The 25,527-nt window shown below is 28.4% G+C and carries 22 protein-coding genes; 21 read left to right on the top strand and 1 reads right to left on the bottom strand.

The genetic code is table 11. From position 1 onward, the window contains the following. Positions 1-227 precede the first annotated feature (227 nt). Positions 228-1,505 (top strand): DUF4830 domain-containing protein, encoded by a 1,278-nt coding sequence (locus KGF52_RS10360; RefSeq protein ID WP_227840117.1) that lies wholly within the window; start codon positions 228-230, stop codon positions 1,503-1,505. A 442-nt stretch (positions 1,506-1,947) separates the two neighbouring features. Here the strand turns inward: KGF52_RS10360 and KGF52_RS10365 are convergent, their stop codons facing one another. Continuing rightward, the gene (locus KGF52_RS10365) at positions 1,948-2,613 is read right to left on the bottom strand and encodes a hypothetical protein (protein ID WP_227840118.1); all 666 of its coding nucleotides are present in this window, start codon (positions 2,611-2,613) and stop codon (positions 1,948-1,950) included. 343 nt (positions 2,614-2,956) lie between these two features. Between KGF52_RS10365 and KGF52_RS10370 the strand changes: the two genes are divergently transcribed. The 20 genes from KGF52_RS10370 (at position 2,957) to KGF52_RS10465 (ending at position 25,134) form a co-directional block, all read left to right on the top strand. Continuing rightward, positions 2,957-4,387: a DUF4116 domain-containing protein gene (locus KGF52_RS10370; protein ID WP_227840119.1), complete on the top strand. Its 1,431-nt coding sequence runs from the start codon at positions 2,957-2,959 to the stop codon at positions 4,385-4,387. A gap of 305 nt (positions 4,388-4,692) precedes the next feature. Beyond that, positions 4,693-5,301, top strand: coding sequence for an accessory gene regulator ArgB-like protein (locus tag KGF52_RS10375; RefSeq protein ID WP_227827523.1), 609 nt, complete (start codon positions 4,693-4,695; stop codon positions 5,299-5,301). Positions 5,302-5,304: 3 nt separating this feature from the next. Then, positions 5,305-5,451, top strand: a complete 147-nt coding sequence (locus KGF52_RS10380) for a cyclic lactone autoinducer peptide (RefSeq protein WP_227434483.1) — start codon at positions 5,305-5,307, stop codon at positions 5,449-5,451. 352 nt (positions 5,452-5,803) lie between these two features. After that, entirely contained in the window at positions 5,804-7,183 is a 1,380-nt protein-coding gene (gene scfB / locus KGF52_RS10385) for a thioether cross-link-forming SCIFF peptide maturase (RefSeq protein WP_227840120.1), read from the top strand. Positions 7,184-7,211: 28 nt separating this feature from the next. Next, positions 7,212-7,706, top strand: a complete 495-nt coding sequence (locus KGF52_RS10390; protein ID WP_227824277.1) for a gamma carbonic anhydrase family protein — start codon at positions 7,212-7,214, stop codon at positions 7,704-7,706. Between the two features lie 281 nt (positions 7,707-7,987). Continuing rightward, positions 7,988-9,652 (top strand): ABC1 kinase family protein, encoded by a 1,665-nt coding sequence (locus KGF52_RS10395; protein ID WP_227827521.1) that lies wholly within the window; start codon positions 7,988-7,990, stop codon positions 9,650-9,652. 12 nt (positions 9,653-9,664) lie between these two features. Next, positions 9,665-12,115, top strand: coding sequence for a single-stranded-DNA-specific exonuclease RecJ (gene recJ / locus KGF52_RS10400; protein WP_227840121.1), 2,451 nt, complete (start codon positions 9,665-9,667; stop codon positions 12,113-12,115). Positions 12,116-12,127: 12 nt separating this feature from the next. Then, the gene (locus KGF52_RS10405; RefSeq protein WP_227840122.1) at positions 12,128-12,640 is read left to right on the top strand and encodes an adenine phosphoribosyltransferase; all 513 of its coding nucleotides are present in this window, start codon (positions 12,128-12,130) and stop codon (positions 12,638-12,640) included. Positions 12,641-12,713: 73 nt separating this feature from the next. Further along, positions 12,714-14,921 (top strand): RelA/SpoT family protein, encoded by a 2,208-nt coding sequence (locus KGF52_RS10410; protein ID WP_227840123.1) that lies wholly within the window; start codon positions 12,714-12,716, stop codon positions 14,919-14,921. Positions 14,922-14,945: 24 nt separating this feature from the next. Continuing rightward, positions 14,946-15,395: a D-aminoacyl-tRNA deacylase gene (gene dtd / locus KGF52_RS10415; RefSeq protein ID WP_227827517.1), complete on the top strand. Its 450-nt coding sequence runs from the start codon at positions 14,946-14,948 to the stop codon at positions 15,393-15,395. Positions 15,396-15,409: 14 nt separating this feature from the next. After that, positions 15,410-16,024: an MBL fold metallo-hydrolase gene (locus KGF52_RS10420; RefSeq protein ID WP_227827516.1), complete on the top strand. Its 615-nt coding sequence runs from the start codon at positions 15,410-15,412 to the stop codon at positions 16,022-16,024. A gap of 91 nt (positions 16,025-16,115) precedes the next feature. Continuing rightward, the gene (locus KGF52_RS10425; RefSeq protein WP_227840124.1) at positions 16,116-17,675 is read left to right on the top strand and encodes a coproporphyrinogen III oxidase; all 1,560 of its coding nucleotides are present in this window, start codon (positions 16,116-16,118) and stop codon (positions 17,673-17,675) included. Beyond that, positions 17,665-18,927: a histidine--tRNA ligase gene (hisS, locus tag KGF52_RS10430; RefSeq protein WP_227827514.1), complete on the top strand. Its 1,263-nt coding sequence runs from the start codon at positions 17,665-17,667 to the stop codon at positions 18,925-18,927. Before KGF52_RS10425 ends, hisS begins: the two co-directional genes overlap by 11 nt. A gap of 73 nt (positions 18,928-19,000) precedes the next feature. Continuing rightward, the gene (gene aspS, locus KGF52_RS10435) at positions 19,001-20,788 is read left to right on the top strand and encodes an aspartate--tRNA ligase (protein ID WP_227840125.1); all 1,788 of its coding nucleotides are present in this window, start codon (positions 19,001-19,003) and stop codon (positions 20,786-20,788) included. Positions 20,789-21,124: 336 nt separating this feature from the next. Further along, entirely contained in the window at positions 21,125-21,877 is a 753-nt protein-coding gene (locus KGF52_RS10440) for a GntR family transcriptional regulator (protein WP_227840126.1), read from the top strand. Positions 21,878-21,901: 24 nt separating this feature from the next. Next, positions 21,902-22,315, top strand: a complete 414-nt coding sequence (locus KGF52_RS10445; protein WP_227434496.1) for a PTS sugar transporter subunit IIA — start codon at positions 21,902-21,904, stop codon at positions 22,313-22,315. 3 nt (positions 22,316-22,318) lie between these two features. Then, complete coding sequence (locus tag KGF52_RS10450) at positions 22,319-23,062, top strand: BtpA/SgcQ family protein (RefSeq protein WP_227840127.1); 744 nt, start codon at positions 22,319-22,321, stop codon at positions 23,060-23,062. Then, entirely contained in the window at positions 23,062-23,532 is a 471-nt protein-coding gene (locus KGF52_RS10455) for a PTS sugar transporter subunit IIB (RefSeq protein ID WP_227840128.1), read from the top strand. The genes KGF52_RS10450 and KGF52_RS10455 overlap by 1 nt, the downstream gene beginning before the upstream one ends. 17 nt (positions 23,533-23,549) lie before the next feature. Then, complete coding sequence (locus KGF52_RS10460) at positions 23,550-24,308, top strand: PTS sugar transporter subunit IIC (protein ID WP_227840129.1); 759 nt, start codon at positions 23,550-23,552, stop codon at positions 24,306-24,308. Beyond that, the gene (locus KGF52_RS10465; protein WP_227840130.1) at positions 24,292-25,134 is read left to right on the top strand and encodes a PTS system mannose/fructose/sorbose family transporter subunit IID; all 843 of its coding nucleotides are present in this window, start codon (positions 24,292-24,294) and stop codon (positions 25,132-25,134) included. The genes KGF52_RS10460 and KGF52_RS10465 overlap by 17 nt, the downstream gene beginning before the upstream one ends. The last annotated feature ends 393 nt before the right edge of the window (positions 25,135-25,527 follow it).

Below are 25,527 nucleotides of genomic sequence, written 5' to 3' on the forward strand. Positions count from 1 at the left end.
CAATAAGTAAAGAAAAGCCATAGTTTATTTTATACGCTATGGCTTTTTTATTATTATAAATTAAAATTTATAATACCTTAATTATAGTTTGTGTTTTTTGTAGACTTATTTTTTAGGTAATTGCACCTGAATATGTATTAATGTTATGTGGATGTACTCTTGAAATATGGTAATATATATTAAGGGTGAATGGTTTAAAGAGTATATATTTAATGGAGGTATACAATTTGAAAATTACAAAAACAAAACTATTTATCATAATTTTACCTGTCTTAGCTTTTGTAATATTATTTTTAAGTACAGAACGTAGCTTAATAGATAATAAGCAGTACAACAAAATATATTCAGATTTGAAAGATACAAAGAGAATAGAAATTTATCATAAGTTTAATAGAGAGGCTGAAAAAAACTATGAACCAATTGTAGTTACAGATGAAAAATTAATAAATGAGATATTAAGTTTTATGAGTAAGGTAACTGATTTTGAGGATAGAGATATGAGTGGGGTAGCTGTAAAGAATCAAAAGATAAGTTTTTATAATAGCAATAATGAGCAAAAAATTATAAACTACTCATATGATAATCTACATAATTTTGGAGAGATTAAATACAATAATGAGAAATTTAACTTACCATATGATTTTTTCAGGTTAATAAACTCTCTTGATGAATTTAAACCTCAAAATACAAAAGTTACTAATGATGTGAATGAACTTTTTAAAAAGTATAGTTGGACACCAAGTTTTCTTATATCGTCTCAAAGAAAAACACTTCCCAACAATTTTAAATATTCATCAGAAAATACAACAGAGAAAATATATTGGGCTTATAATATGGAACTGTCTAAAGATATAGGATTAGATTTTTCTAATTTAAATTCAAATGACATTACTGCTGAGATATATAGCTTAATTGAACCATTACCAGACTCATTTGAACCTTTATTAGATGCTAGAGGAATTGTAATAAGACATGATGGAAGGATTGTAGGAGCATACATTGATTCAGGCAGACATGAAGGAAAGGCTATTAGTTTAAAAAGACATACTTTTAAAGAAGTAAAAAAAGAAGATTTAAATGTGTGGATAGTTGATAACTGTATAGATAAAACTAATTCTCTATATAAGGATATATCAAAAATGAGTAATGAAGATTTAATAAGAATGCATCTTAAGGCTATGGAAGAAAATAATACAAATGAGTTGTTAGCAACTATGGATGTAGAAAGTCAGATAAGTACTTTATTTATTAATTCGGATAATCGCAAACTTTTTAATGATACTAGATTTGAAATGAATTTACCAGATTATATTAATAGCGATACAATTGTATATATAGAAAAAATGGATTTAGGAGAAGAAGAAGAAAAAGATAAAAAAAGTTATAATGTAATATTTGCTAATGATGGGGTAGAAAAGGCTGGTGGAAAATTAGGTTTTTCTGACATTAATATTGATGTTATAAATGATGGTGGAGTGTGGAAAGTATCTGGATTTACGAAATAAATTTAAACTTAAAATTATTAATGTTAAAATTTGATATTGTATTGAAAAATAATTAAAAGTATTTAATAATAGAATTAAGGGTAAAATAAATTAAGAACTTAAGATATTGAATATGAATGTATAATTTTAATGTGATATCCAAATAAATCCTAAATTTAATTTGAGTTTTAATATATATGGTCTAAGGTTTGATTATTAAAGATTTAATTGTAAGTTGTTACAGTTGATGATATTGATGTAGAGATTAAAGTTTAGAATAGAAAGTGCACCTTAAATTTTAAAATGTAAATTTAAAAATGTAAGCTAGTACAATCTAAAAATTATAATCACTCAATAGATTTATGGATTTATTTGTTTATTATAAATAAGTGGGAGTAGATTTTTCTACTCCCACTTTGTATATTATTATTTAATTAAAAAGTAGCACATTAAAATTCTAAGATTAGTTGATATTTCCTGCTTTATTAGCAAATAACTCCTTAATAAGATTGTTTCTAGTAGCTAAATCTCCACTAGAATTATTTGTTTTTTTCATAATTACAGAATAACGCTTTTTATTGATAAAAAATATTAAAATCTTATCATCATCAAAGTTGTATTCTTTGTATCTATCAATAGATTTATAACCTAAATTTAAGATGTCCTTATCTTTTATGCTATCTACATCCAAAACATATGATGGGTCAGCCTTTAGTAATATATTAATTAAACATTTTTCTTCACCAGCACAAAATAAATCAACCTTATTTGATATAGACTTAGATTGTTCTGAAGTTATTTTTACAGGAATAAGATTACTATTGCTATCTCTTAAAAGAGAACCATATGTGTCTTGTTGATATACTAAATTAACTTTTTTCTTAGGAACACTTACCATCTTATCTAAATGTACATAATGATGATTTTCAACAAAGCCTTCATTTAATATTTCAACAAAGTTGTCAATTTTACCTAAACAAAAAGATTCTATAGATTCTTTACAGAATTTATTTGTAAATGGTATAATGTTTACGTTTTCCTCGTCTGTATTCCATGCTATAGCATAATCCAATGAATATACTTCTTCCTCTATATCTGCAAAATTATATTGTACTATGTTTCCTTTCAAAATTACTCGACCTCCATCTTATAATATATTTAATATACTTTATAAAACTTATATTATATTTAAATAATATCATAAATTAAATGAATATGATATAGTAAATGATGAAAAAATTGAAAAAAATAACTATAAATGAGTATTAAATATAAATAGTGTATACTAATGGGATGGAAAATGTCCACTATTAACTTTATTACCCCGCATGTTTATAATTAAATTATTAATATAAAATAGAATCTATCGACAATGAATGGACTTTTAAAAGAACTTAATATAAAATTAATTAAATAAATACTTAAAAATGCTTTACTTTAATGATAAAATCGTATTAAAGGAGGTTAATTTTATGGATATAAAAAATAAAATTAAATCTATGTTTTTGCCAGAAAAAGATGACTATTTAGATGATGAAGAATTTGAGGATGATATAGAAACTAATGAGGATAATTCAGAAGAAGATAATAATGTGCATTTAAATGACTTAAGCAGAGTGAAATATGACTATAGAGAATTAAAAGACATAGAAAATCAAACTGAAGAAATGTGTTTACTAGCAGTAAGGCAAGATGGTACAATAATAGAATTTGTAAAAGATAAGACTGATAGGGTATGTATGGAGGCAGTAAAACAGACTTATAAAGCTCTCAAATACATAACAAATCAAACCGAAGCTATATGTATAGAAGCAGTAAAACAGAATTACAGAGCCTTATATTACATAAATGACAAGACAGAAAATATATTAATTGAGGCTATAAGAAGTGCATCAACTCATGATGTTATGGAAGTTTTTAGATTTGTAGAAGAGCAGACAGAAGAAGTATGCTTAGAATTAATAGAAAGGGCATCAAAAAATGATGTGGCAGAAATATTAAAGGATATAAAAGAGCAAACTCCAACAATATGCTTAGAAGCAGTAAAAAAAGATGGAAAGTCTTTAGCTTATGTTAAGGAACAAAATGATAGTATATGTTTAGAAGCAGTAAAGGAAAACTATAGTGCATTGCCTTGTGTAGAAGAACAGACAGAAGAAATATGTATAGAAGCAGTAAAGCAAAATGATTTTGCCTTGTATTATGTAAATGAACAGACAGAAAAAATATGTATAGAAGCAGTAAGACGAAGTTATATGGCTCTTCAATATGTAAATAAGCAGACAGAAGAAATCTGTTTAGAGGCAGTAAGAAATGATGGAAGATCACTACAATATGTAAAAGAGCAGACAGAGGACATTTGCTTAGAGGCAGTAAGACAGAATGGAAAAGTATTACAATATGTAAAGAAACAGACCGAAGAAATATGTATAGAAGCTATAAGGGGCTCATTTAAAGACTTTGAAATAAAAGAGATATTGAGCTATATAAAGGTACTAACAGAAAAAATATGTGTAGAGGCAGTAAAGCAAAATGGAAATATTCTTAAATATATAGAAGAGCAAACAGAATTAATGTGTATAGAGGCAGTAAAAGAAAATTACAGTGCTATACAATATGTAAAAGAGCAAACAGAAAAAGTTTGCTTGGAAGCAGTAAATCAAAGTTTTGAGGCACTTAAATATGTAAAAGAACAAACAGAGGATGTTTGTTTAAGAGCAGTAAGACAAGATTATAGAATGCTGAAATATGTTAAAAATCAAACAGAAAAGCTATGCTTAGAAGCAGTAAAACAGAATTACAGAGCTTTGGAATATGTAGAAAATCAAACAGAAAAAGTTTGTTTAGAGGCAGTAAAACAGAATAGAAAAGCACTCCAATATGTAAAGCAAAAACAAAGTTAAACATATATATTATGAAAATAAAAGCAAAGCTAAGATATATCATAAAAATAAATATAAAATTAAAGATTTATAATAAAAATAAAAGCACACAACTTATACGCTATAAGTTATGTGCTTTTATGCATATAAAGCTTAATAAAACTCTTTTATTATAACTTTTTTATTATATAAAAAATAACAAAATGATTATATAGGTCTTTTTTTGACCAGTTTTACAATTTCAATAACTAGTTTTGAAAAATATATTGAATTTTCTCAAAAAAGACGCTATTCTATATATGTAAAATTTTTTTCTGGAGGTAATAATGTTTAAGAGATATGCTGATAAAATGACATCTGTTTTAATTTATAAAAATATGATAGATAGCAATGAATCTAGGGTGTATTCTTATGGATTTGAAATATTAATTGCTTTTATAGTTAATATAACGACCATACTACTCTTAGGTTTTTTATTTGGGAAATTTACATATATATTATTTTTTTTAATATGTTACTGTCCAATAAGACAATTTTCTGGAGGGTATCATGCAAATAACTATTTTAGATGTCTATTAACCTTTGTTTTTATAATTTTATCTACAATATTTATTATAGAAAATCTAAATGTAGATTTATTTAAAAATATTATTATGATTATTGCTAGTATTAGTTGGATTGGAATTTGTATTATGTGTCCAGTAGAGCATAAAAGTAATCCTATAAGTGAGGTAGAAAAGTTAACTTATAAAAAAATTGCTATATCTATATCTACAGTAGTCTTGTTAATGACAGTTTCAAGTTTTTCATTAAATGTGTTTATGGATTACTTTATATATAGTGCTTTTGCAATGTTTTGGATTTGTATAATGCTAGTATTAGGTAAATTAAAATCTAAAAAAAGTATAAGTAAAATGTGTATGAGGGAGAATTAAATTATGAAAAAGTTTATTGTGAAAATTATGAAGTGTGCTAGTTCATTAGCACTGAGTACTGCAATTTTGTCAGCAAATAGCACTTGTCCATGGATTATACATCAACCTAAGGTACCAAAAGAAATTAAGAATTTAAAAAAGATAAATTAAAAACAAGCAATTATTCATATGAAATCATTATAAAAAAATATTATGCTTTAATAAATATAAAGCAAGTAAATTACTTACATATAATTATTATAAAAAAGAAATTGTTATACTTTAATAAATATAAAACAAGCAATTATGAACAAATATTTTATGAGCACATAATATACTTTATTTTGTAATGTATAAGTGTGCTAATTTAGGGGGATATAGTGTATCCATTGAAATGACTTACAAGTAGTAAGTCATTTTTGTATTGTATGTATTTTAAGCAAACTGTATGATATAATGAAGGGTAAAGTTTAATTAAAACAGTAAAAAACTTTAGTATAGATAGTAGTTTAGGAGGTAGGTTATGAGTATAATACATAAATTTTCTATGAATGGATATAATATCGTTTTAGATGTGAATGGAGGAGCTGTTCATGTATTAGATGATGTTGCATACGATTTATTAGATTTTTATAAAGACAAAAGTAAAGAAGAAGTGCTAGATATATTAAAATCTAAATATCAAGAAGAAAAAATAAATGAAGCATATGAAGAAATATTAAATTTAGAAAAAGAAGGTCTTTTATATACAGAAGATACATATCAATATCATCCAAGTTTTGTACATAGAGAGCCTGTAGTAAAAGCACTATGTTTAAATGTAGCCCATGATTGTAATTTGAAATGTAAGTATTGTTTTGCTGCTCAAGGGGATTTCGGTGGAGAAAAAGAACTTATGAGTTTTGAAGTTGGTAAAGCAGCAATAGATTATTTGATTGCTAATTCAGGAAGTAGAAAAAACTTAGAGATAGATTTCTTTGGTGGAGAGCCTCTAATGAACTTTGAAGTTGTAAAGCAATTAGTTGAGTATGGAAAAAGTATTGAAAAGGATTATAATAAAAATATAAGATTTACAATAACTACAAATGGTGTGCTGTTAAATGATGAAATTATAGATTATATAAATGAAAATATGCATAATGTAGTTTTAAGTTTAGATGGAAGAAAAGAAGTCAATGATAATATGAGACCAACTTTAAATGACAAAGGTAGTTATGATATTACATTGCCAAGATTTAAAAAACTTGTAGAAGGAAGAGCAAAAGATAAGTATTATTATATAAGAGGTACATTTACAAGAGATAACTTAGATTTTTCTAAAGATGTTATGCATTTTGCAGATTTAGGATTTAAATTAACATCTGTAGAGCCAGTTGTTGGAGATGAAAGTAATCCATATGCACTTAGGGAGGAAGATTTACCAAAGATATTTGATGAATATGAGAAATTTGCTGTAGAGTATGCAGATAGACAATTACAAGGAGATGGATTTAAATTTTTCCATTTTATGATAGATTTAAATCAAGGACCATGTGTAATAAAGAGAATAACTGGATGTGGTGCTGGAAATGAGTATCTTTCTGTAACACCAAGTGGAGACATATACCCATGTCATCAATTTGTTGGAAATGAAGAATTTAAAATGGCAAATATATTGGATAAAGAAATTGTACTTCCAGAAAAGTTAAAAAATACATTTAGAGAAGCTCATGTATATACTAAGGAAGAGTGTAAAAAATGTTGGAATAAGTTCTATTGTTCAGGTGGATGTCATGCCAATGCAATAAATTTCAACAATGATATATCAAAACCATATGAGTTGGGCTGTGAAATGCAAAGAAAGCGTACAGAATGTTCTATTATGATACAAGCAAAATTAATGTTAGAAGGAGCAAATAATTAAATTTATATCTTAGAGGAGTTGTTTATATATGATTAGAGATTATTTAGAAGATAAACCTTTAATTGATGAAAGTGTCTTTGTAGCAAAATCAGCAGATATAATTGGAAATGTTAAAATCGGTAAAGATTCAAGTGTATGGTACAATGCAGTAGTTAGAGGAGATGAAGGGCCAATAACTATTGGAGAAAATACTAATATACAAGATTGTTCAATAGTACATGGAGATGAAAATACTGTAATTGGGAATAATGTGACAGTAGGACATAGGTCAATAGTTCATGGTTGCAAGATTAGTGACAATGTTTTAATTGGAATGGGTTCAATAATACTAGATAATGCTGAAATAGGAGAATACACTTTAATAGGAGCAGGTACATTAATTACATCTAATAAAAAGTTTCCACCAGGAGTTTTAATAATGGGTTCTCCTGGAAAAGTAGTTAGAGAACTTACTGAAGAAGATAAAAAATATATTGATGAGTCATATCAATGGTATTTAGAAGCAGCACAGAATCAAAAATAATAATTAAAGAGTGGTTGTTTCAAAACATGTTTAAATTTGTTTTGAGGCAACCACTAATTTATTTTAATTTTGAGAAAGCAGTTGTTTAGAATAGGTATGAAATGTCAAAAATAAAAATTAACTGAGTTAAAGAAATTTAATAAAATTACTAGTATATGTGATAAAATTAAATATTAAAGAGGATATAAGATATTATAATATCAATTAGTAAAATAATGTCGTAGGCATAGATAAATTAAGGTGTAAGTTTTTGGGTATACCTATTCTAGGAGTGAAAAAATTTGAGAATAAGTTATAGGAATTTAAAGAGATATAGAGAAATTGGATATATTTTGATAAAGTATGGTTTTAGCTTTATTGTAGAAAGATTAAATATAGAGGGCATAGCATATAAAATACCACTATTTGACCCACCAGAAGAAATAAAAAATATGACAACTGGTGAGAGAATGAAAAGAGTCTTAGAAGAACTAGGACCTACATATGTAAAAATAGGTCAAATATTGAGTACAAGAAAAGACTTGTTAGACCAAGATATAATTGATGAAATATCAAAGCTTAGAGATGATGTAGAGAAGTTTGATTCAAATATAGCCATTGAAATATTTAAAGAAGAAGTAGGATTGAGCATAGAGGAAGTATTCTCAGAATTTAAAGAAGAACCAATAGCAGCAGCTTCAATTGGTCAAGTTTATGAAGGAATACTTAAAACAGGAGAAGAAGTAATTGTAAAAATTCAAAGACCTAATATAGAGAAGATAATAAAATCTGACTTGGAGATTCTTAGAACTATTGCGCATACATTAAAAGACTTAAAAAAAGACTTTAATTTAGACTTAGAACAAATGATAGAAGAATTTCAAACTCAATTAATGAGAGAACTTGACTACAATTTTGAATCTATAAATGCAACTAAATTTTCTAGGATATTTAAAAATAGTGATGAAGTATATATACCAAAAGTATATTCAGAATATAACAGTAAGAGAATCTTAGTAATGGAGAAAGTTAAAGGTACAAAGTTAAGTGATGTAGAAAAAATAAGAAAATTAGGCTACAATACAAAAACTATTGTTGAAATAGGTGTTAGGTCTTTTTTTATACAGGTATTGTCACATGGTTTTTTTCATGCAGACCCACATCCAGGTAATATATTTATAGTTGGTAAAAACAAGATAGCATATATAGACTTTGGAATGATTGGAATTATTGATAACAAAACTTTGAACCAATTAAATGAAATTGCATTAGCTGGTGTAGAAAAAAATGTTGATAAAATAATATACTTGTTAATAGAAATGGATGCATTAAATGGAGAAGCTGATGTTAAAGGTCTTAGACAGGATTTACTGTATCTAATACATTACTATTATGATATCTCTATAGAAAAGATAAATGTGACAGATATATTAAATGAATTGTTTAGATTTTTTAGACAGTATAAGATAATTATGCCTGCACAGTTTGTAACACTTGCAAAGACTATTATAACATTAGAGGGTACAAGTAGAACTTTAAATACAGATTTTTCTCTTGGCTCTATGGGAAAAGAATTTATGAAGCATCATTATAAAAATAAATTCAATCCAAAGAATGTAGTTTTAAACTCAAGACAAAATGTAGAAGAGATATTACTTGATGTAAAAACTATTCCAAAACAGTTAAAAGCAATCTTAAGAAATGTAGAAAGAAATAATATAAAAATGCAAATTGAAGATGTTAAAATGATAAGATTAGAAAATTGTATACTAGAGTTAACGTCTCAAATATCACTGAGTTTAGTGTTAGCATCGATTATAGTAGGTTCTTCACTTATAATTGCATCACCAAATATAGAAAATAATATATGGATAAAATTTACTGCTATAGCAGGGTTCTTTATTTCTTTTATAATAGGGCTATGCTTAGTTATAAGAAGTATTAGGTCAAAATACAAAAAAGATTAGGGGGAATTAAATTTGAAAAAATGGACACTGAAATACAAAGGGAAGATAGAGGAAAGTGAATTTAGCAAAAAACTTAATATTTCCCCGGAAATCTGCCAAATTTTAAAAAATAGAGGTATATATACTGAAAAAGATTCAGAAATATTCATGAATCCATCTTTAGACTATTTAAGAGACCCTTTATTAATGAAAGATATGCAAAAGGCTGTAGATAGAATAAAGTTAGCTATTGATAAAAAAGAAAAAATTTGGATTTATGGGGATTATGATGTTGATGGCGTATCTTCTACTTCTATTTTATGCTTATATTTTAATAGTATAGGATATCATGTGGATTACTATATTCCAAATAGACTAGAAGAAGGATATGGTATAAATGAAGATGCTATAAAGCTTATAAGCTCTAGGGGATGTGATTTGATTATAAGTGTTGATTGTGGAATTACATCAGTATCTGAGGTTAATCTAGCAAATAATTTGGGTATAGATGTTATAATAACAGACCATCATGAATGCCAAAATGAAATTCCCTCAGCTTTTGCAGTAATAAATCCAAAGCAAGAAGATTGTAACTATCCATTTGATGCACTATGTGGATGTGGTGTAGCATTTAAAATGATACAAGCACTTACTCCAAAAGAAGATTTTAAGGCTAGCATGTACGATTATTTAGAAATAGTAACATTGGCAACTATTTGTGATATTGTTCCACTTGTGGATGAAAATAGAATAATTGTAAAAAATGGTTTAAAATTAATGAAAGAAGGCAAAAATATTGGATTAAGAGAGCTTATAAAAGTTTGTGGTGTAGAAAGTGATAAAATAGGTTCTTCTCATATAGGTTTTGCAATTGGGCCTAGAATAAATGCATCAGGACGTTTAGGATATTCTTATTTGGGTGTTGAGTTATTTACTACTCAATCTAAAGATGAAGCTGTTGAAATAGCTAATATATTGGAAGAAAAAAATAACGAAAGACAGATGATAGAGGCTCAGATGTATCATGAAGCTGAGGAAATGTTAAAGTCTAATAGCAGATATAATGATGATAAAGTATTAGTTCTAGCTAAAGAAGGTTGGCAACATGGAATAATAGGAATTGTAGCATCTAAGTTGACTGAAAAATACTACAAACCAACGATTCTTTTAGGTGTAGAACATGGAGAAGCTACTGGCTCAGCAAGGTCAATAAAAGGATTTAATATATTTGAGGCTCTTGTAAAGTGCAAAGACTTAATGACTAAGTTTGGTGGGCATGAACAAGCAGCGGGATTGTCTTTAAATTCAGAAAATGTGGAAGCTTTGGCTAATGAAATAAATAAGTTTGCAGATTATAATTTGACTGAAGATGATATGATAGAAAATGTAAATGTTGAATTTGAACTACAAGAAAATGTAATAAGTTTAAATCTTGTGGAGGAATTACATAAATTAGAACCATTTGGATTAAATAATCCTAATCCTAGATTTATAGTTAGAAATTATATTCTAAAAGATTTAAAAATCATAGGTAAAAATCAACAACATTTGAAATTAAGCGTAGAAAATGAAAAGTGCTATGAATGTATAGGGTTCAATATGAGTCATTTAAAATCATTGTATAAGGTAGGAGATAAAGTCGATGTATTGTTCCAACTAGATGAAAATAACTATATGGGAAATAGGAAAGTGCAGTTTTTACTTAAAGATATTAGATTAGCTCGACCTAAAAGTGCAAGTAATGACAAACTTTCGCTAAAATTAATGTCAAAAATAATACCAAAAGATTCACAAAGCTTGTATAATATATCTGAGTCTGGTTTTGAATTGTTTGATGGAAATACAGATATAAATATATTTGATTATTTTGAACAAGAGACATTGATAATATCTAATTCTATAAATGGATTCTATAGAGCCATATCAGATGTATCACTCATAGACTTGGATTTTAACATAAATTACAATATTATTGAAGATATTAACAAAAATACTGATAAATTAGAGCTTATATTTTCTCCTAATATTGATAAAATAGACTTAAAAAGATATAATAATATTATTCTTTATGATTATTTATACAATAAAGGCGAATATTCGTATATATATGAGAATAAAAGAGAAGAAAGTGAAATTATAAAATATTATAATAAAACAGACCTATTATATTTAAAGAATGTAGTTAGTAATATAGTTCCATCAAGAGATGAATTTATAACAATTTATAAACAAGCACTTATAAAAAAAGAAATTGATTTAGATATGGTAAATATAAAGGGAACTTTTAATGTAATTCCATTAAAGTTTTTTACGATATTGAATGTGTTTAGAGAATTAAATTTACTTGACTTTAATTTAAATTATGAAAAAAATTCTGTACTCATAAGAATATTGCCAAAACCACAGAAAAAATTAGATTTAAATGAGAGTTTAATACTCAATAATCTAAAAAAATTAGAAAAACAATACAATAGCAGTTATTAGGAGGCGTTTCCCATGGATTTAAAAAACTTTATAAGGAATATTGATGATTTCCCAAAGCCAGGTATAGATTTTAAAGATGTTACAACTCTATTTAAAGATGGAGAGGCATTTAAATATGCAGTAGATTCTATGGCTGAAGAATTGAAAAGCAAAGGTGTGGATTTAGTAGTAGGGCCAGAAGCAAGAGGATTTTTGATGGGTACACCTGTAGCATATGCATTAGGAGTAGGATTTATTCCAATTAGAAAACCTGGAAAGTTACCTGGAGAAGTTGAGAGTTATGAGTATGGATTAGAGTATGGTACGGATACTTTAGAAATACATAAAGATGCAATTAAAAAAGGTCAAAAAGTGGCAATAGTAGACGATTTATTGGCTACTGGTGGAACTATGGAAGCTGCTGCTAAGCTTGTAGAAAAATTAGGTGGAGAAGTAGTTTCTATGCAATTTTTAATTGAGCTAGAATTCTTAAATGGGAGAGAAAAGTTATCTAACTATGATGTTAATTCTCTTATAAAATACTAGTACTTTTACAATAGTTGGTATAGCACCAACTATTTTCATATATATTAAAATTTTATACAAAATAGGTGGTTATATGCATGGTAAAGAATTACAAGAAATAATTGAAAAGATAAAAGTTTATGCACCTAATGCAAATTTTGAAAAGGTTGAAAAAGCCTACAATCTTGCAAAAAAAGCGCATGATGGACAATATAGAAAATCTGGGGAACCATACTTTATTCATCCATTGGCAGTGGCAAATATTTTAATAGAGATGGAATTAGATATTGAAACTATAACAGCAGGTTTGCTTCATGATGTTGTAGAAGATACAGAATATACCTATGAAGACATAACAAAAGAATTTGGGAAAGAAGTAGCGGATTTAGTTGATGGAGTAACAAAACTTGGTCAGATAAAATATCGTTCAAAAGAAGAAACTCAATCTGAAAATTTAAGAAAAATGTTTCTAGCAATGGCAAAAGATATAAGGGTTATACTTATAAAGCTTGCTGATAGATTGCATAATATGAGAACATTAAAATACATGCCTCCAGAAAAAGCAAAGTATAAAGCAAAAGAAACACTAGAGATTTATGGAGGTATAGCCCACAGATTAGGTATATCTAAGATAAAGTGGGAACTAGAAGACAGAGCATTAAGGTTTATGGACCCAGAAGGGTACTATGAATTAGTTGATAGAGTGTCAATGAAGAGAAGTCAAAGAGAAGACTATATACAAGGGATTGTTGAGCTTCTTAAAGATAAGTTTAAAGATTTAAGTATACCATGTGATGTATATGGTAGACCAAAGCATTTTTACAGCATTTATAGAAAAATGCAGAAAAAACACAAGACTTTTGAAGAAATTTTTGATTTAACAGCCGTAAGAATACTAGTAGATAATGTAAAAGACTGTTATGCTGTACTTGGTATAGTTCATACATTATGGAGACCTATTCCAGGTAGATTTAAAGACTATATAGCAATGCCAAAGCCAAATATGTACCAATCATTACACACTACTGTTGTAGGGCCTGATGGAGAGCCTTTAGAGATACAAATAAGGACTCATGAAATGCATAATATAGCAGAAAATGGTATTGCAGCACACTGGAAATATAAAGAAGGTATTTCTGGCAAAGAAGTAAAAGTTGAAGAGAAACTTCAGTGGTTAAGACAAATGATGGAGTGGGAAAAAGATTTAAAAGACCCACAAGAATTTATGGATGCACTTAAAGAAGATGTATTTAATAGTCAGGTTTATGTATTTACTCCACGAGGAGATGTAATTGAATTACCAGCAGAATCAACTCCTATAGATTTTGCCTATAGAGTTCATACAAATGTAGGAAATAAATGTGTTGGAGCAAAAATTGACGGAAGAATAGTACCTATTGATTATAAGCTTCAAAATGGTAATATTGTTGAAGTACTTACATCATCTAATTCTAATGGTCCAAGTCGAGACTGGCTTAACATAGTAAAAACACCAAATGCAAAGAGTAGAATTAGACAATTTTTCAAGAAAGAAAGAAGAGAAGAAAATGTTGACCGTGGGAATACCATATTAGAAAGAGAATTTAAGAAACATGATATACCACAGAAAGACCCTCTTGTTGAAAAATACATGGCACTAGTTGCCAAGAAATTTAATCAGCCAAGTGTTGAAGATTTAGTTGCAACTGTAGGTTATGGTGGTATAATGTCATCTCAAGTTGTATCTAAAGTAAAAGATTTGTATTTAAAAGAAATTAAAAAAGTAAAAAAAGAACAACAGATGCAAGAAGAAGATTTAAATAAACACAATATGAGTGAAACAGAATACAGCAAAAAGAGAAAGAAAAATTCATCACAAGGTATTATAGTAAAAGGACTTGATAATATCTTAGTAAGGTTTGCTAAATGTTGTAATCCACTTCCAGGAGATGAGATTGTGGGGTATATCACTAAAGGTAGAGGTGTAGCTATACACAGAGCGGATTGTCCAAATGCAAATAATAATGGAGATTTCTTCCAAAATAGATTAGTGGAAGTTTCATGGAGTTCAGCAGGTAAAGGCAAGTTTGAAGCTGAGATTCAAATAAAGGCTGCTGACAGAAGAGGAATTGTTAATGAAATAACTCATATTGTTGCAATGGATAAACTTAGCTTAAATGGAATAAATGCAAGAAAAGGAAAAGATAGTATTGTAAGTATAAATCTACTTGTAGAAGTTAATGACACGGAGGAATTGAAAATTCTAATGAAAAAATTAAAAGCAATTCCTGGTGTAGAAAGTATTTATAGAATGACAAATTAGAGTTAAAATAATAGGGAGGAAAATATGAGAGCAGTAGTACAAAGAGTATCTTCATCTAAAGTTACAGTAGATGAAAACATTATAGGTCAAGTAAATAAGGGGTTGCTAGTACTGTTGGGAGTAACTCATGATGATAAATCAAGTGATGTAGACTACATGATTGATAAAATATTAAACCTAAGAATTTTTGAAGATGAAAATGATAAGATGAATTTATCTCTAATGGACATAGGTGGAGAACTTTTAGTAGTATCTCAATTTACTTTATATGGAGACTGTAGAAAAGGAAGAAGACCTGGATTTAGTAACGCAGCTAGACCAGAGCTTGCAAATGATTTGTATGAAGAATTTGTAAAAAAAGCCAAAGATAAAGGTGTAACAGTAGGTACAGGTCAATTTGGAGCTCATATGATGGTAGAATTAACTAATGATGGACCAGTAACAATACTATTAGACTCAAGTAAATCTTTTTAAGGGGGAAAACTTTAATGGTTATAAAAAAATTTGTAGATAGTTATTTTGGAGTAAACACTTATGTATTAGGTGATGAAAAAACTAAAAAATGTGTAGTTATAGACCCAGGAGGAAGTTTAGTAGATACATTAAGCTTTGTAAAAGAAAATGGATTGAATGTTGAATATATAATTCTTACTCATGGACATGGTGACCATATAGGGTATGTTAAAGATATTAAAGAGAAGACTGGAGCTAAGGTAGTTGCACATATTGATGAAAAAGAATTATTAAATGATAAAAATAAAAACTTAAGTTATACAATGAGATGTGGTGCACAAGAATTTGATGCAGATATATATGTAAATGATAAAGATAAGCTTGAACTTGGTGAATTAAAAATGACTTTCTTGCATACTCCAGGTCATACACAAGGGTGTATGTGTATAAGAGTTGAAGATGACATGTTCACAGGAGATACGTTGTTTGCTGGAAGTATTGGTAGAACTGATTTATATAGTGGAGATTTCCACCAAATGGAGAAATCACTTAAAAAATTATGTAAATATGAAGATGCTGTTAGAGTATACCCTGGTCATGGACCAACTAGTACTCTAGGTGTTGAAAAGAAGACAAATCCTTACATGTAATTTTATATTAATATTTAAAAATAGTATCAAATATTTAATAACTGTATCAGTGATGGGGTTCTTCTAGTGTTTAATAGAAGGAGTTAAGTTGATGTTGGATGTTTTTTTAAAAGGACATGATTATAAGTATGAAGTAGCAGAACTTATAAAATTGTTTACTAGTGAATTTAAATTTAATGACTTTGCTGATTGTAGCAATAGTATGGAGTCAATATACTTAATAAATAGATTGGTTTGTGAAAATGATACTTTACTTTCAATTACTGAGTATTATGAAGGTGCTAACTTAAAGTATGAATCAATGCAAAATATTAAAGATATAAATACTGAGTTTTTAAATGGATTTTGTAATAATAAGACGATTGAAGAGTTTTTAGATAGACTAGATAATGAAAGTAAGAGAAATATTAGAAAATTATGCAAAGAAAGTATTAAAAAAAGTATGTTTATAGTACTTAAACAAATATTTAATTCTTATGTTCCATGGGGCATTTTGACTGGTATCAGACCAGTCAAAATTGTCCACAATCTGATGGATGAAAAACTAGATGATAATAGTATAAGAACTATTTTAAAAGATAACTATTTTATAATGGATGAGAAAATAGATTTAGCTCTTGAAATAGCTAATAGAGAACGCTTATTTATGTATCCAATAGATAAAAATAAAATTTCTCTTTATGTAAGTATTCCATTCTGCCCAACTAGATGTGTATACTGTTCATTTCCCTCAAACTCATTAAAGCAATTTGGCCATTTAAAAAGAGAATATGTTTATAAATTGATTGAAGAAATTAAAGGATTTGCCAAGGTTATTGAGGATACTAATAAAGAAATTGAAACTCTATATATCGGTGGTGGAACTCCTACTACATTGGATGAGGAAGAATTGGATTTACTTATAAATGCTCTATTTAGAGAATTGGATTTAAGCAAAATTAAAGAGTTTACGGTAGAAGCAGGTAGACCAGATACTATTACCAAAGAAAAATTAAGTGTATTAAAAAAACACAATGTAAGTAGAATTAGTATAAATCCTCAAACTATGAATGATGAGACTTTAGTTAAAATTGGAAGAGAACATAAAGTTTCTGATTTAGTAGATTGTTTTATTATGGCTCGAAATATGGGATTTGACAATATAAATATGGATATAATTTTAGGACTTATAGATGAAGACTTAGACATGGTAAGAAATACATTAGAGGAAATAAAAAAGCTTTCTCCTGAAAGTCTTACAGTTCATACATTAGCTATAAAAAGAGCTTCTAACCTAAATATAAATATGGATAAGTACAAAGAACATTTAACTCAGTATGAAGAAATGATAAAAATGATAGATTTATCAATGAAATATGCTAAGGATATGGGACTTAATCCATATTATATGTACAGACAAAAACATATGCTAGGTAACTTAGAAAATATAGGTTATGCTAAAGAAGGATATGAGTGTATTTACAATATACAAATTATGGAGGAAAAACAAAGCAACTATGCCTTGGGTGCAGGTGCTATATCAAAATTTGTTTATGTAGATGAAGATAGAATTGAAAGAGTAGAAAATGTAAAGAATGTTGAACAATACATTGATAGAGTAGATGAAATGATAAAAAGGAAGAAAGAAGAGGTATATAAAAATGTTGACTAAAGCTCCCAGAGGAACTAAAGACATAACTCCAAAAGAGGCTTATAAATGGCGTTATGTAGAAAATAAATTTAGAGAAATATGTGCTTTATACGGGTATGAGGAAATGGTAACTCCTATATTTGAACATACAGAACTTTTTAAGAGAAGTGTTGGAGATACTACAGATATAGTTCAAAAAGAAATGTATTCTTTTAAAGATAAAGGGGATAGAGAAATTACTCTAAAGCCAGAGGGTACAGCTGGTGTAGTAAGAGCATTTATAGAGAATAAATTATATGCAGATACTCAACCAACAAAATTATTTTATGTTACACCTTGTTTTAGATACGAAAGACCACAAGCTGGTAGACAGAGACAATTTCATCAATTTGGTATAGAAGCACTTGGAAGTGATACTCCTTCAATGGATGCTGAAATAATAGCACTAGCTGTTCAATTTTTTAATGAAGTTGGATTAAATGATTTGGTAGTGAGTATAAATTCAGTGGGTTGTCCAGTTTGTAGAAAAGAGTACAATGCTTTATTAAAAGAATATCTTGATTCAAAAGCAGATATATTATGTGAGACTTGTAATGAGAGAAGAGAAAAAAATCCAATGAGGGTTATAGACTGTAAAAACCCTACATGTAAAGAAAATATCAAAGATATACCATTTATTGCAGACCATTTGTGTGATGATTGTAAAGCTCACTTTGATAAACTTCAAGAATACTTAAAGGAAATGAATATAAACTTTGTAATTGACAAAACAATAGTTAGAGGATTAGATTACTATAGAAAAACTGCTTTTGAAATTATATCTAATGATATAGGTGCTCAAAGTACTGTATGTGGTGGAGGTAGATATGATGGTCTTGTTGAACAACTAGGGGGTCCAAAAGGTATAAGTGGAATTGGATTTGGACTAGGTATTGAAAGACTTTTACTTACACTTGAAGGCAATGGAATTGAAATAGAAAACCCTCAATCTACAGACATATTTATAGTAACTATAGGTGAAGAAGCAAATACAAGAAGCTTTAAATTGTTGAAAGATTTGAGACAAAATCATATAAGTGCGGATAAAGACCATATAGAAAGAAGTGTAAAAGCACAATTTAAGTATTCAGATAAAATAAATTCAAAATTTACAATAGTAATTGGTGATGACGAGTTAAAAAATGACACTGCAACATTAAAAAATATGAAAACATCAGAGCAAACTACTGTAAAATTAAGTACATTAGTTGAAGAATTAAAGCAAAAGCTGTAAAATAAGAAAGTATGATGTTTTGTGTATTAGATAAATATATAGCATTAAAATTAAATAAAATGGAGGTAGTATCTTGGAAACTTTAAAGGGTTTAAAGAGAACTCACTACTGTGGAGAGTTGAGAGAAAAAAACATAAATGAAGAAGTTGTACTTATGGGATGGGTACAGAAAAAAAGAAACTTAGGAGGACTTGTATTTGTTGATTTAAGAGATACAAGTGGATTATGCCAAATAGTTTTTGACACAGATGTAGATAAAGAAGCTTTTGAAAAAGCTGAAAAATTAGGTGCTGAGTTTGTAATAGCAGTAAAAGGAAAAGTATGTGAAAGACAGTCTAAAAACCCTAACATGCCAACTGGGGATATAGAGATATTTGCAACTGAACTTAGACTTTTAAATAAATCAGAAACTCCACCTATTTATATAAAAGATGATGATGATGTTTCAGAAGCACTAAGACTAAAATATAGATACTTAGACCTTAGAAAGTCATCTATGCAAAGAAATTTAAAATTAAGACACAAAGTAATGAATATTACAAGAAATTACTTATCAAATAATAGATTTTGTGAAATAGAAACACCATTTTTAATTGCTCCAACACCAGAAGGAGCAAGAGATTATCTTGTACCAAGTAGAGTTAATCCAGGGAAATTTTATGCATTACCACAATCACCACAATTATACAAACAATTATTAATGGTAAGTGGAATGGATAGATATTTCCAAATAGTTAAGTGTTTTAGAGATGAAGACCTAAGAGCTGATAGACAACCAGAATTTACACAAATAGACTGTGAAATGTCTTTTGTTGAACAAGAAGATGTTATGAGTATGATTGAAGGTTTGCTTGAAGTTATATTTAAAGAAGTTTTAAATGTAGAATTGACACTTCCACTTCCTAAAATGACTTATGCAGAAGCTATGGCTAGATATGGTTCAGACAAACCAGACACTAGATTTGGTTATGAGCTAACAGATATATCTGATGTTGTTTGTAATTGTGGATTTAAGGTGTTTGCTGATGCTACACAACCAGGAAAAAGTGTGAGAGGTATAAATGTAAAAGGAAAAGCTGACGATTTTACTAGAAAACAAATATCTTCATTAGAAGAACATGCTAAAACATATAGAGCAAAAGGACTTGCTTGGATGAAAGTAGGTCAAGATGGAGTAACTTCTCCGATAGCAAAATTCTTTAGTGAAGAGGAAATGAATGCTATACTTACAAGAATGAATGCAGAAGTAGGAGATTTACTTTTATTTGTAGCTGATAAAAACTCAGTAGTATTTGATGCTTTAGGACAAGTTAGACTTGAAGTGGCAAATAGACTTAATATACTAGATAAGAATGTATATAACTTATTATGGGTAACTGAATTCCCAGTTTTTGAAGAAGATGAAGAAACAGGTAAGTTTGCAGCAATGCATCACCCATTTACATCACCTATGGATGAAGATTTAGATAAACTAGAAGATGGAGATAAATCATCTTTAAGAGCTAAAGCTTATGATATTGTATTAAATGGATATGAAATAGGTGGAGGAAGTGTTAGAATATCAAATTCAGATGTTCAATCAAGAATGTTTAAAGCACTTGGTTTTACAGAAGAAAGAGCTAATGAGAAGTTTGGTTACTTATTAGAAGCATTCAAATATGGAACTCCTCCTCATGCTGGTCTAGCTTTTGGGCTTGATAGACTTGTTATGTTGCTTGCAGGAGCTGAAAATATAAGAGAAGTTATTGCATTCCCTAAAAATCAAAATGCTGTTTGTCCTATGACAAATGCTCCTACAGTAGCAGATGATGAGCAATTGGATGAATTAAGTATAAAAGTTGATATAAAAGATAAAGAGTAATATATAAATAAGAGATAATATATAAAAGACTGTCGCACTAAAAAATAGGGCGACGTCTTTTTTTTATACTATCTAATAGTAATAATTGTCAATTAAAAGTACCATTAACTATTGTTTACACAATTCCAAAAAAGAATTCTGTTAGATTAGTAAAAGTCAAACTATTCCTACCTGATACTACAAACAATAAAATATCATATTAGACAAAAAAATCAAAAAATTACCAAATTAAAAATTATTTAAAAATAAATTGACAACGATTTCAAGTTGTTATAATATGTAATAAAGAACTTGTTATATAATGTTATAAAAATACTACATAAGGAGGTGACTAAAATGGATGAAAAAAAACAAAAAAAAGAAATGGACTTAGAGGTAAATTCATTTATTCCTTTGTACCAACAACTATATGACAATATAAAAAAACAAATAGCAGCTGGTATATATAAACCAGGAGATAAACTTCCATCTGAAGTAGACTTATGTAAGGAGTTTAATATAAGTCGTATAACTGTGAGAAATGCGCTTAATGAACTTGTAAAAGAAGATATATTATGTAAAAAGCGTGGAAAAGGAACTTATGTAACTATACCAGAGAGAATAGAAGCAACATGTGCGGGAAATAGTTTCACTAATTCTTGTCATCGTATTAATGCAAAACCAAGTACTAAGATAATCTCTATTTTAATAAAAAAAGCTGATAAGCAGGTGGCTGAAGCTTTAAATATTGAACTAGAAGAGAAGATAATATGTATTAAAAGACTTCGATTAATAGATGAAGTACCTGTTATTTTTGAAGTTGATTACTTTAGAATAGATTACATGTTTTTATTAAAAGAAGAGCTGGAAGATAAGTCTTTAATGGAAGTTATATCCAACAATATAAGTACACTGCCTAATCGTGTGGAAAATATATTTGAAGTAAAACACTCAAACAAAGAATATTCTGATCACCTTAAATGTGCAAGCAATATGCCATTATTAAAAGTAAGACAATTAGTATATACAGAGAATAATGATGTTTTATATTACAATGAACAATTTATAAGAAGTGATAAGTATAAATATGCAGTATCAGCAGAAATATAATTTACACTTAGGAGAGGAATAAATATGAGAAAAATAATATTAGCGTCTCATGGAGACTTTTCAAAAGGGCTTTTAGATTCAGTGAAAATGATAGTAGGAGATTTAGCAAATTGCGTTAATTCATACAGTTTATATCCTGGACAAAGCGCTTCAGATTTTGCTTTAGAGTTAGAAAAAACAATAGTAGAAGATAAAGAATGTGAATATATAATTTTATCTGATTTATACGGAGCAAGTGTATGTACTGCTATGTTAAGGTTAACTAAGTTACATAATGTTAAGTTATTTTCAGGAATGAACTTAAATATGGTATTAGAGCTTCTTACAAGATTTTCTGATAAATTAACAACTGAAGATGCAGAACAGTTAGCAAAAGAATCTAGAATGGGAATACAAAATGTAACATTACAAATAAATGAAGAAGAAGAGGTATTTTAGTTTATGGACAATAAGGGAATATTATCAGTTTTTAAAAACAAAAAGCCAATTATAGCAATGATACACTTAAAGGGAGATACTTCAGATGATATTTTTGAAAGAGCTAAAAAAGAAATTAGTATCTTAGAAGAAAATGGTGTAGATGGAATAATGTTAGAAAATTACTACGGAAATTACTATGATTTAGAAAGAATACTTGAATATGTATCAAAATCCAATTTATCAATACCATATGGAGTAAACTGCTTAAACATTGATACTATGGGATTTGAACTAGCAACAAGATATAATGCAAGATATATACAAGTTGACTCTGTAGTAGGTCATGTTAAACCTAGAGATGAAGCTACTTTAGAAGAATTTTTCAAATTACACCGCTCAAAATGTCAAGCTTATTTAATTGGAGGGGTACGTTTTAAGTACCAACCAGTTTTATCAGAAAATACTGTTGAAGAAGATTTAAAAATAGGGATGACAAGATGTGATGCTATAGCAGTTACAGAAAATGCCACAGGGCAAGAAACATCAATGGAAAAAATAGAATTATTCCGTAAAAATGTAGGAGATTTCCCTTTAGTTATTGCAGCTGGAGTTACATTAGAAAACGCAAAAAAGCAACTTGAAATAGGGGATATGGCAATAATAGGAAGTTACTTCAAAGATAATTACCAAGACTTTGGAGATGTTAGTGCAGAACACGTAAAAACATTTATGGATGAAATAAAAAGAATTAGGGAGGAATTATAATGATTAAATTAGTAAGGGTAGACCACAGACTTATACATGGACAAGTAGCATTTACATGGACAAAGTTTTTAAATACAGATTGCATACTAATAGCAAGTGATGAGTTATTAAAGGATGATTTAAGAATGGCAGGGCTTAAAATGGCTAAGCCATCTAATGTCAAACTTGTAATGAAAAGTATAGCAGATTCTATAAAAGCACTTAATTCAGGTGTTACTGATAAATACAATCTTTTGATACTTTGCGAATCTGTAGAAGATGTTTATAGACTATCTAAAGAAGTTAAATCTATTAAATCAATAAACCTTGGTGGAACAAAATCAGATGATAATCGTGAAAATATATCTAAGGCAGTTCATGTATCAAAGGATGATATAAACATGATTAAAGAATTAGATTCAGAAGGTATAAATGTATTCGTACAATTAGTTCCTGATGATGATGCTACAAATGTAATGAAATTAATATAATTTTTAGGGGGATAAAAATGGAATTTACACAAGTTATTCTAATAACTCTAATTGCATTCTTTGCATATATGCATTGTTTTGTAGGTTCTACAATGCATAATAGACCTATAGTGGTTGCACCACTTGTTGGTTTAGCACTAGGAGATTTACGTACAGGTATAGTAATAGGGTCAACATTAGAACTAGTATTTATGGGTGCATTCCCAGTTGGAGCAAGTAATCCTCCTGACTTTGTATCTGGTTCTATTATTGCCACAGCATTTGTAATATTAACTGGTCAAGATGTATCCGCAGCAGTTGTACTTGCAGTTCCTATAGCAACTTTAGTATTACTTATAGACAACTTCTTAATGACAGTAGTACTTACATGGGGAGCTCATCTTGCTGACCGTTACGCAGAAGATGGTAACATTGAAGGTGTAGAACGTATACAATTATTATTTGGTATAGGTAATAAATTAATACTAGCAATAATAGTAGGTACAGGATTCTCATTAGGTGTTCCAGTAATAGAAAAGATACTTTCATTTATACCATCATATGTAATTCATGGTATGGATGTTGCAGCAGGCGTGATACCAGCAATAGGTTTTGCCATGTTAGCTAGAATGATGCTTAATAAGAAAACGATAGCATTCTTATTATTAGGATTTATAATGGTTGCTTATTTAAAAATAACAGTAACAGGAGTTGCATTATTTGGATTAGCAGTAGCTCTAATATATGTTAACTTTGTAGGAGAAAAGGAGGTAGTAGTGGATGACAACGAATTCTAAAAAATTAGAAACAATTTCGCCAGATAGCAAAATAACAAGAAAAGACTTTTGGAAATGTTTTAGAAGATCTCTAACATTAGATTCATCTTGGAACTACGAACGTATGCAAAATATAGCATATGCATATATGATGGCACCAATAATCCGTAGATTATATAAAGATGATAAAGAAAAAAAAGCTCAAGCTTTAAAAAGACATCTTGAATTTATGTCAGTTACACCTCATATAAGTACTCTTTTGGTTGGTATATCTGGAGCTATGGAAGAAGAAAATGCAAAGAATGAAGAATTTGATGCAAAGAGTATAAATGCAGTTAAGTCAAGTTTAATGGGACCAGTTTCTGGAATAGGAGATTCATTTTTCTGGGGAACATTAAAGCTTATAGCAGCTGGAGTTGGTATAGCTTTAGCTTCTCAGGGGAATATAATGGGTCCAATTTTATTTCTTCTAATAATAAATGTTCCTCACTTTATTATTCGTTATATATGTCTAGATAAAGGATTTAAGTATGGAACTCAATTTTTTAAAGATGTAAGTGGCTCAAATATAGTCTCAAAAGTTATGGAAGCAGCATCAATGCTAGGGCTTATGGTAATTGGAGGTATGACTGCCTCTAATGTAATACTAAAACTTAGTGTTAATGTAGGTAGTGGGGAATGGGCAGAGCCTATTCAAACTTACTTAGACCAAATAATGCCATGTATGCTTCCAGCTATGATATTTGGAATTATGTATTGGTTATTAGGAAAAAAAGTCAAGACAACTACGATATTAATTTCAGTTATGGTTATTTGTATAATATTAGCTGCAGTTGGGGTAGTATAAATAAAATTATGAATATGATTTTTGATAATCTTTTCTACAATTGAAACCTATAAAGGGGATGTCGAACTAAAAAATAGGCGACTCCCTTTTTTAATAAAAAATAAATCCAAAAGAATTACTAATTTTATGCCCATAGTGGCAAGCACCTTTTTCTTTTTTATCTATTAAAGTTATCTTTATCTTTGGTCTTTTAACCATAATCTTACACATCCTTCTTTATATTTATATTCACTATAACAAAAATACTATATTTAAAAATTTTATCGTGAATTCGTTTTTAAGTAAATTTTGTTTGAAAAACTATTTTTATAGTAATAATCAGAAAATTTAGACTAAATTTGATTAGTAAAGTTGTAATAAATTCACTAAAAATAAGTTAGAATAGGTTAAATT

This window comes from Clostridioides sp. ZZV15-6597 (assembly GCF_020657815.1).
Taxonomy (GTDB): Bacteria; Bacillota; Clostridia; order Peptostreptococcales; family Peptostreptococcaceae; genus Clostridioides.

Coding starts and splice junctions, on each gene's coding strand:
- KGF52_RS10370 (WP_227840119.1), top strand. CDS start 2,957: ATGGATATAAAAAATAAAATTAAATCTATGTTTTTGCCAGAAAAAGAT.
- KGF52_RS10375 (WP_227827523.1), top strand. CDS start 4,693: ATGTTTAAGAGATATGCTGATAAAATGACATCTGTTTTAATTTATAAA.
- KGF52_RS10380 (WP_227434483.1), top strand. CDS start 5,305: ATGAAAAAGTTTATTGTGAAAATTATGAAGTGTGCTAGTTCATTAGCA.
- scfB (WP_227840120.1), top strand. CDS start 5,804: ATGAGTATAATACATAAATTTTCTATGAATGGATATAATATCGTTTTA.
- KGF52_RS10390 (WP_227824277.1), top strand. CDS start 7,212: ATGATTAGAGATTATTTAGAAGATAAACCTTTAATTGATGAAAGTGTC.
- KGF52_RS10405 (WP_227840122.1), top strand. CDS start 12,128: ATGGATTTAAAAAACTTTATAAGGAATATTGATGATTTCCCAAAGCCA.
- KGF52_RS10410 (WP_227840123.1), top strand. CDS start 12,714: ATGCATGGTAAAGAATTACAAGAAATAATTGAAAAGATAAAAGTTTAT.
- dtd (WP_227827517.1), top strand. CDS start 14,946: ATGAGAGCAGTAGTACAAAGAGTATCTTCATCTAAAGTTACAGTAGAT.
- KGF52_RS10420 (WP_227827516.1), top strand. CDS start 15,410: ATGGTTATAAAAAAATTTGTAGATAGTTATTTTGGAGTAAACACTTAT.
- KGF52_RS10425 (WP_227840124.1), top strand. CDS start 16,116: ATGTTGGATGTTTTTTTAAAAGGACATGATTATAAGTATGAAGTAGCA.
- hisS (WP_227827514.1), top strand. CDS start 17,665: ATGTTGACTAAAGCTCCCAGAGGAACTAAAGACATAACTCCAAAAGAG.
- KGF52_RS10440 (WP_227840126.1), top strand. CDS start 21,125: ATGGATGAAAAAAAACAAAAAAAAGAAATGGACTTAGAGGTAAATTCA.
- KGF52_RS10445 (WP_227434496.1), top strand. CDS start 21,902: ATGAGAAAAATAATATTAGCGTCTCATGGAGACTTTTCAAAAGGGCTT.
- KGF52_RS10450 (WP_227840127.1), top strand. CDS start 22,319: ATGGACAATAAGGGAATATTATCAGTTTTTAAAAACAAAAAGCCAATT.
- KGF52_RS10455 (WP_227840128.1), top strand. CDS start 23,062: ATGATTAAATTAGTAAGGGTAGACCACAGACTTATACATGGACAAGTA.
- KGF52_RS10460 (WP_227840129.1), top strand. CDS start 23,550: ATGGAATTTACACAAGTTATTCTAATAACTCTAATTGCATTCTTTGCA.
- KGF52_RS10465 (WP_227840130.1), top strand. CDS start 24,292: ATGACAACGAATTCTAAAAAATTAGAAACAATTTCGCCAGATAGCAAA.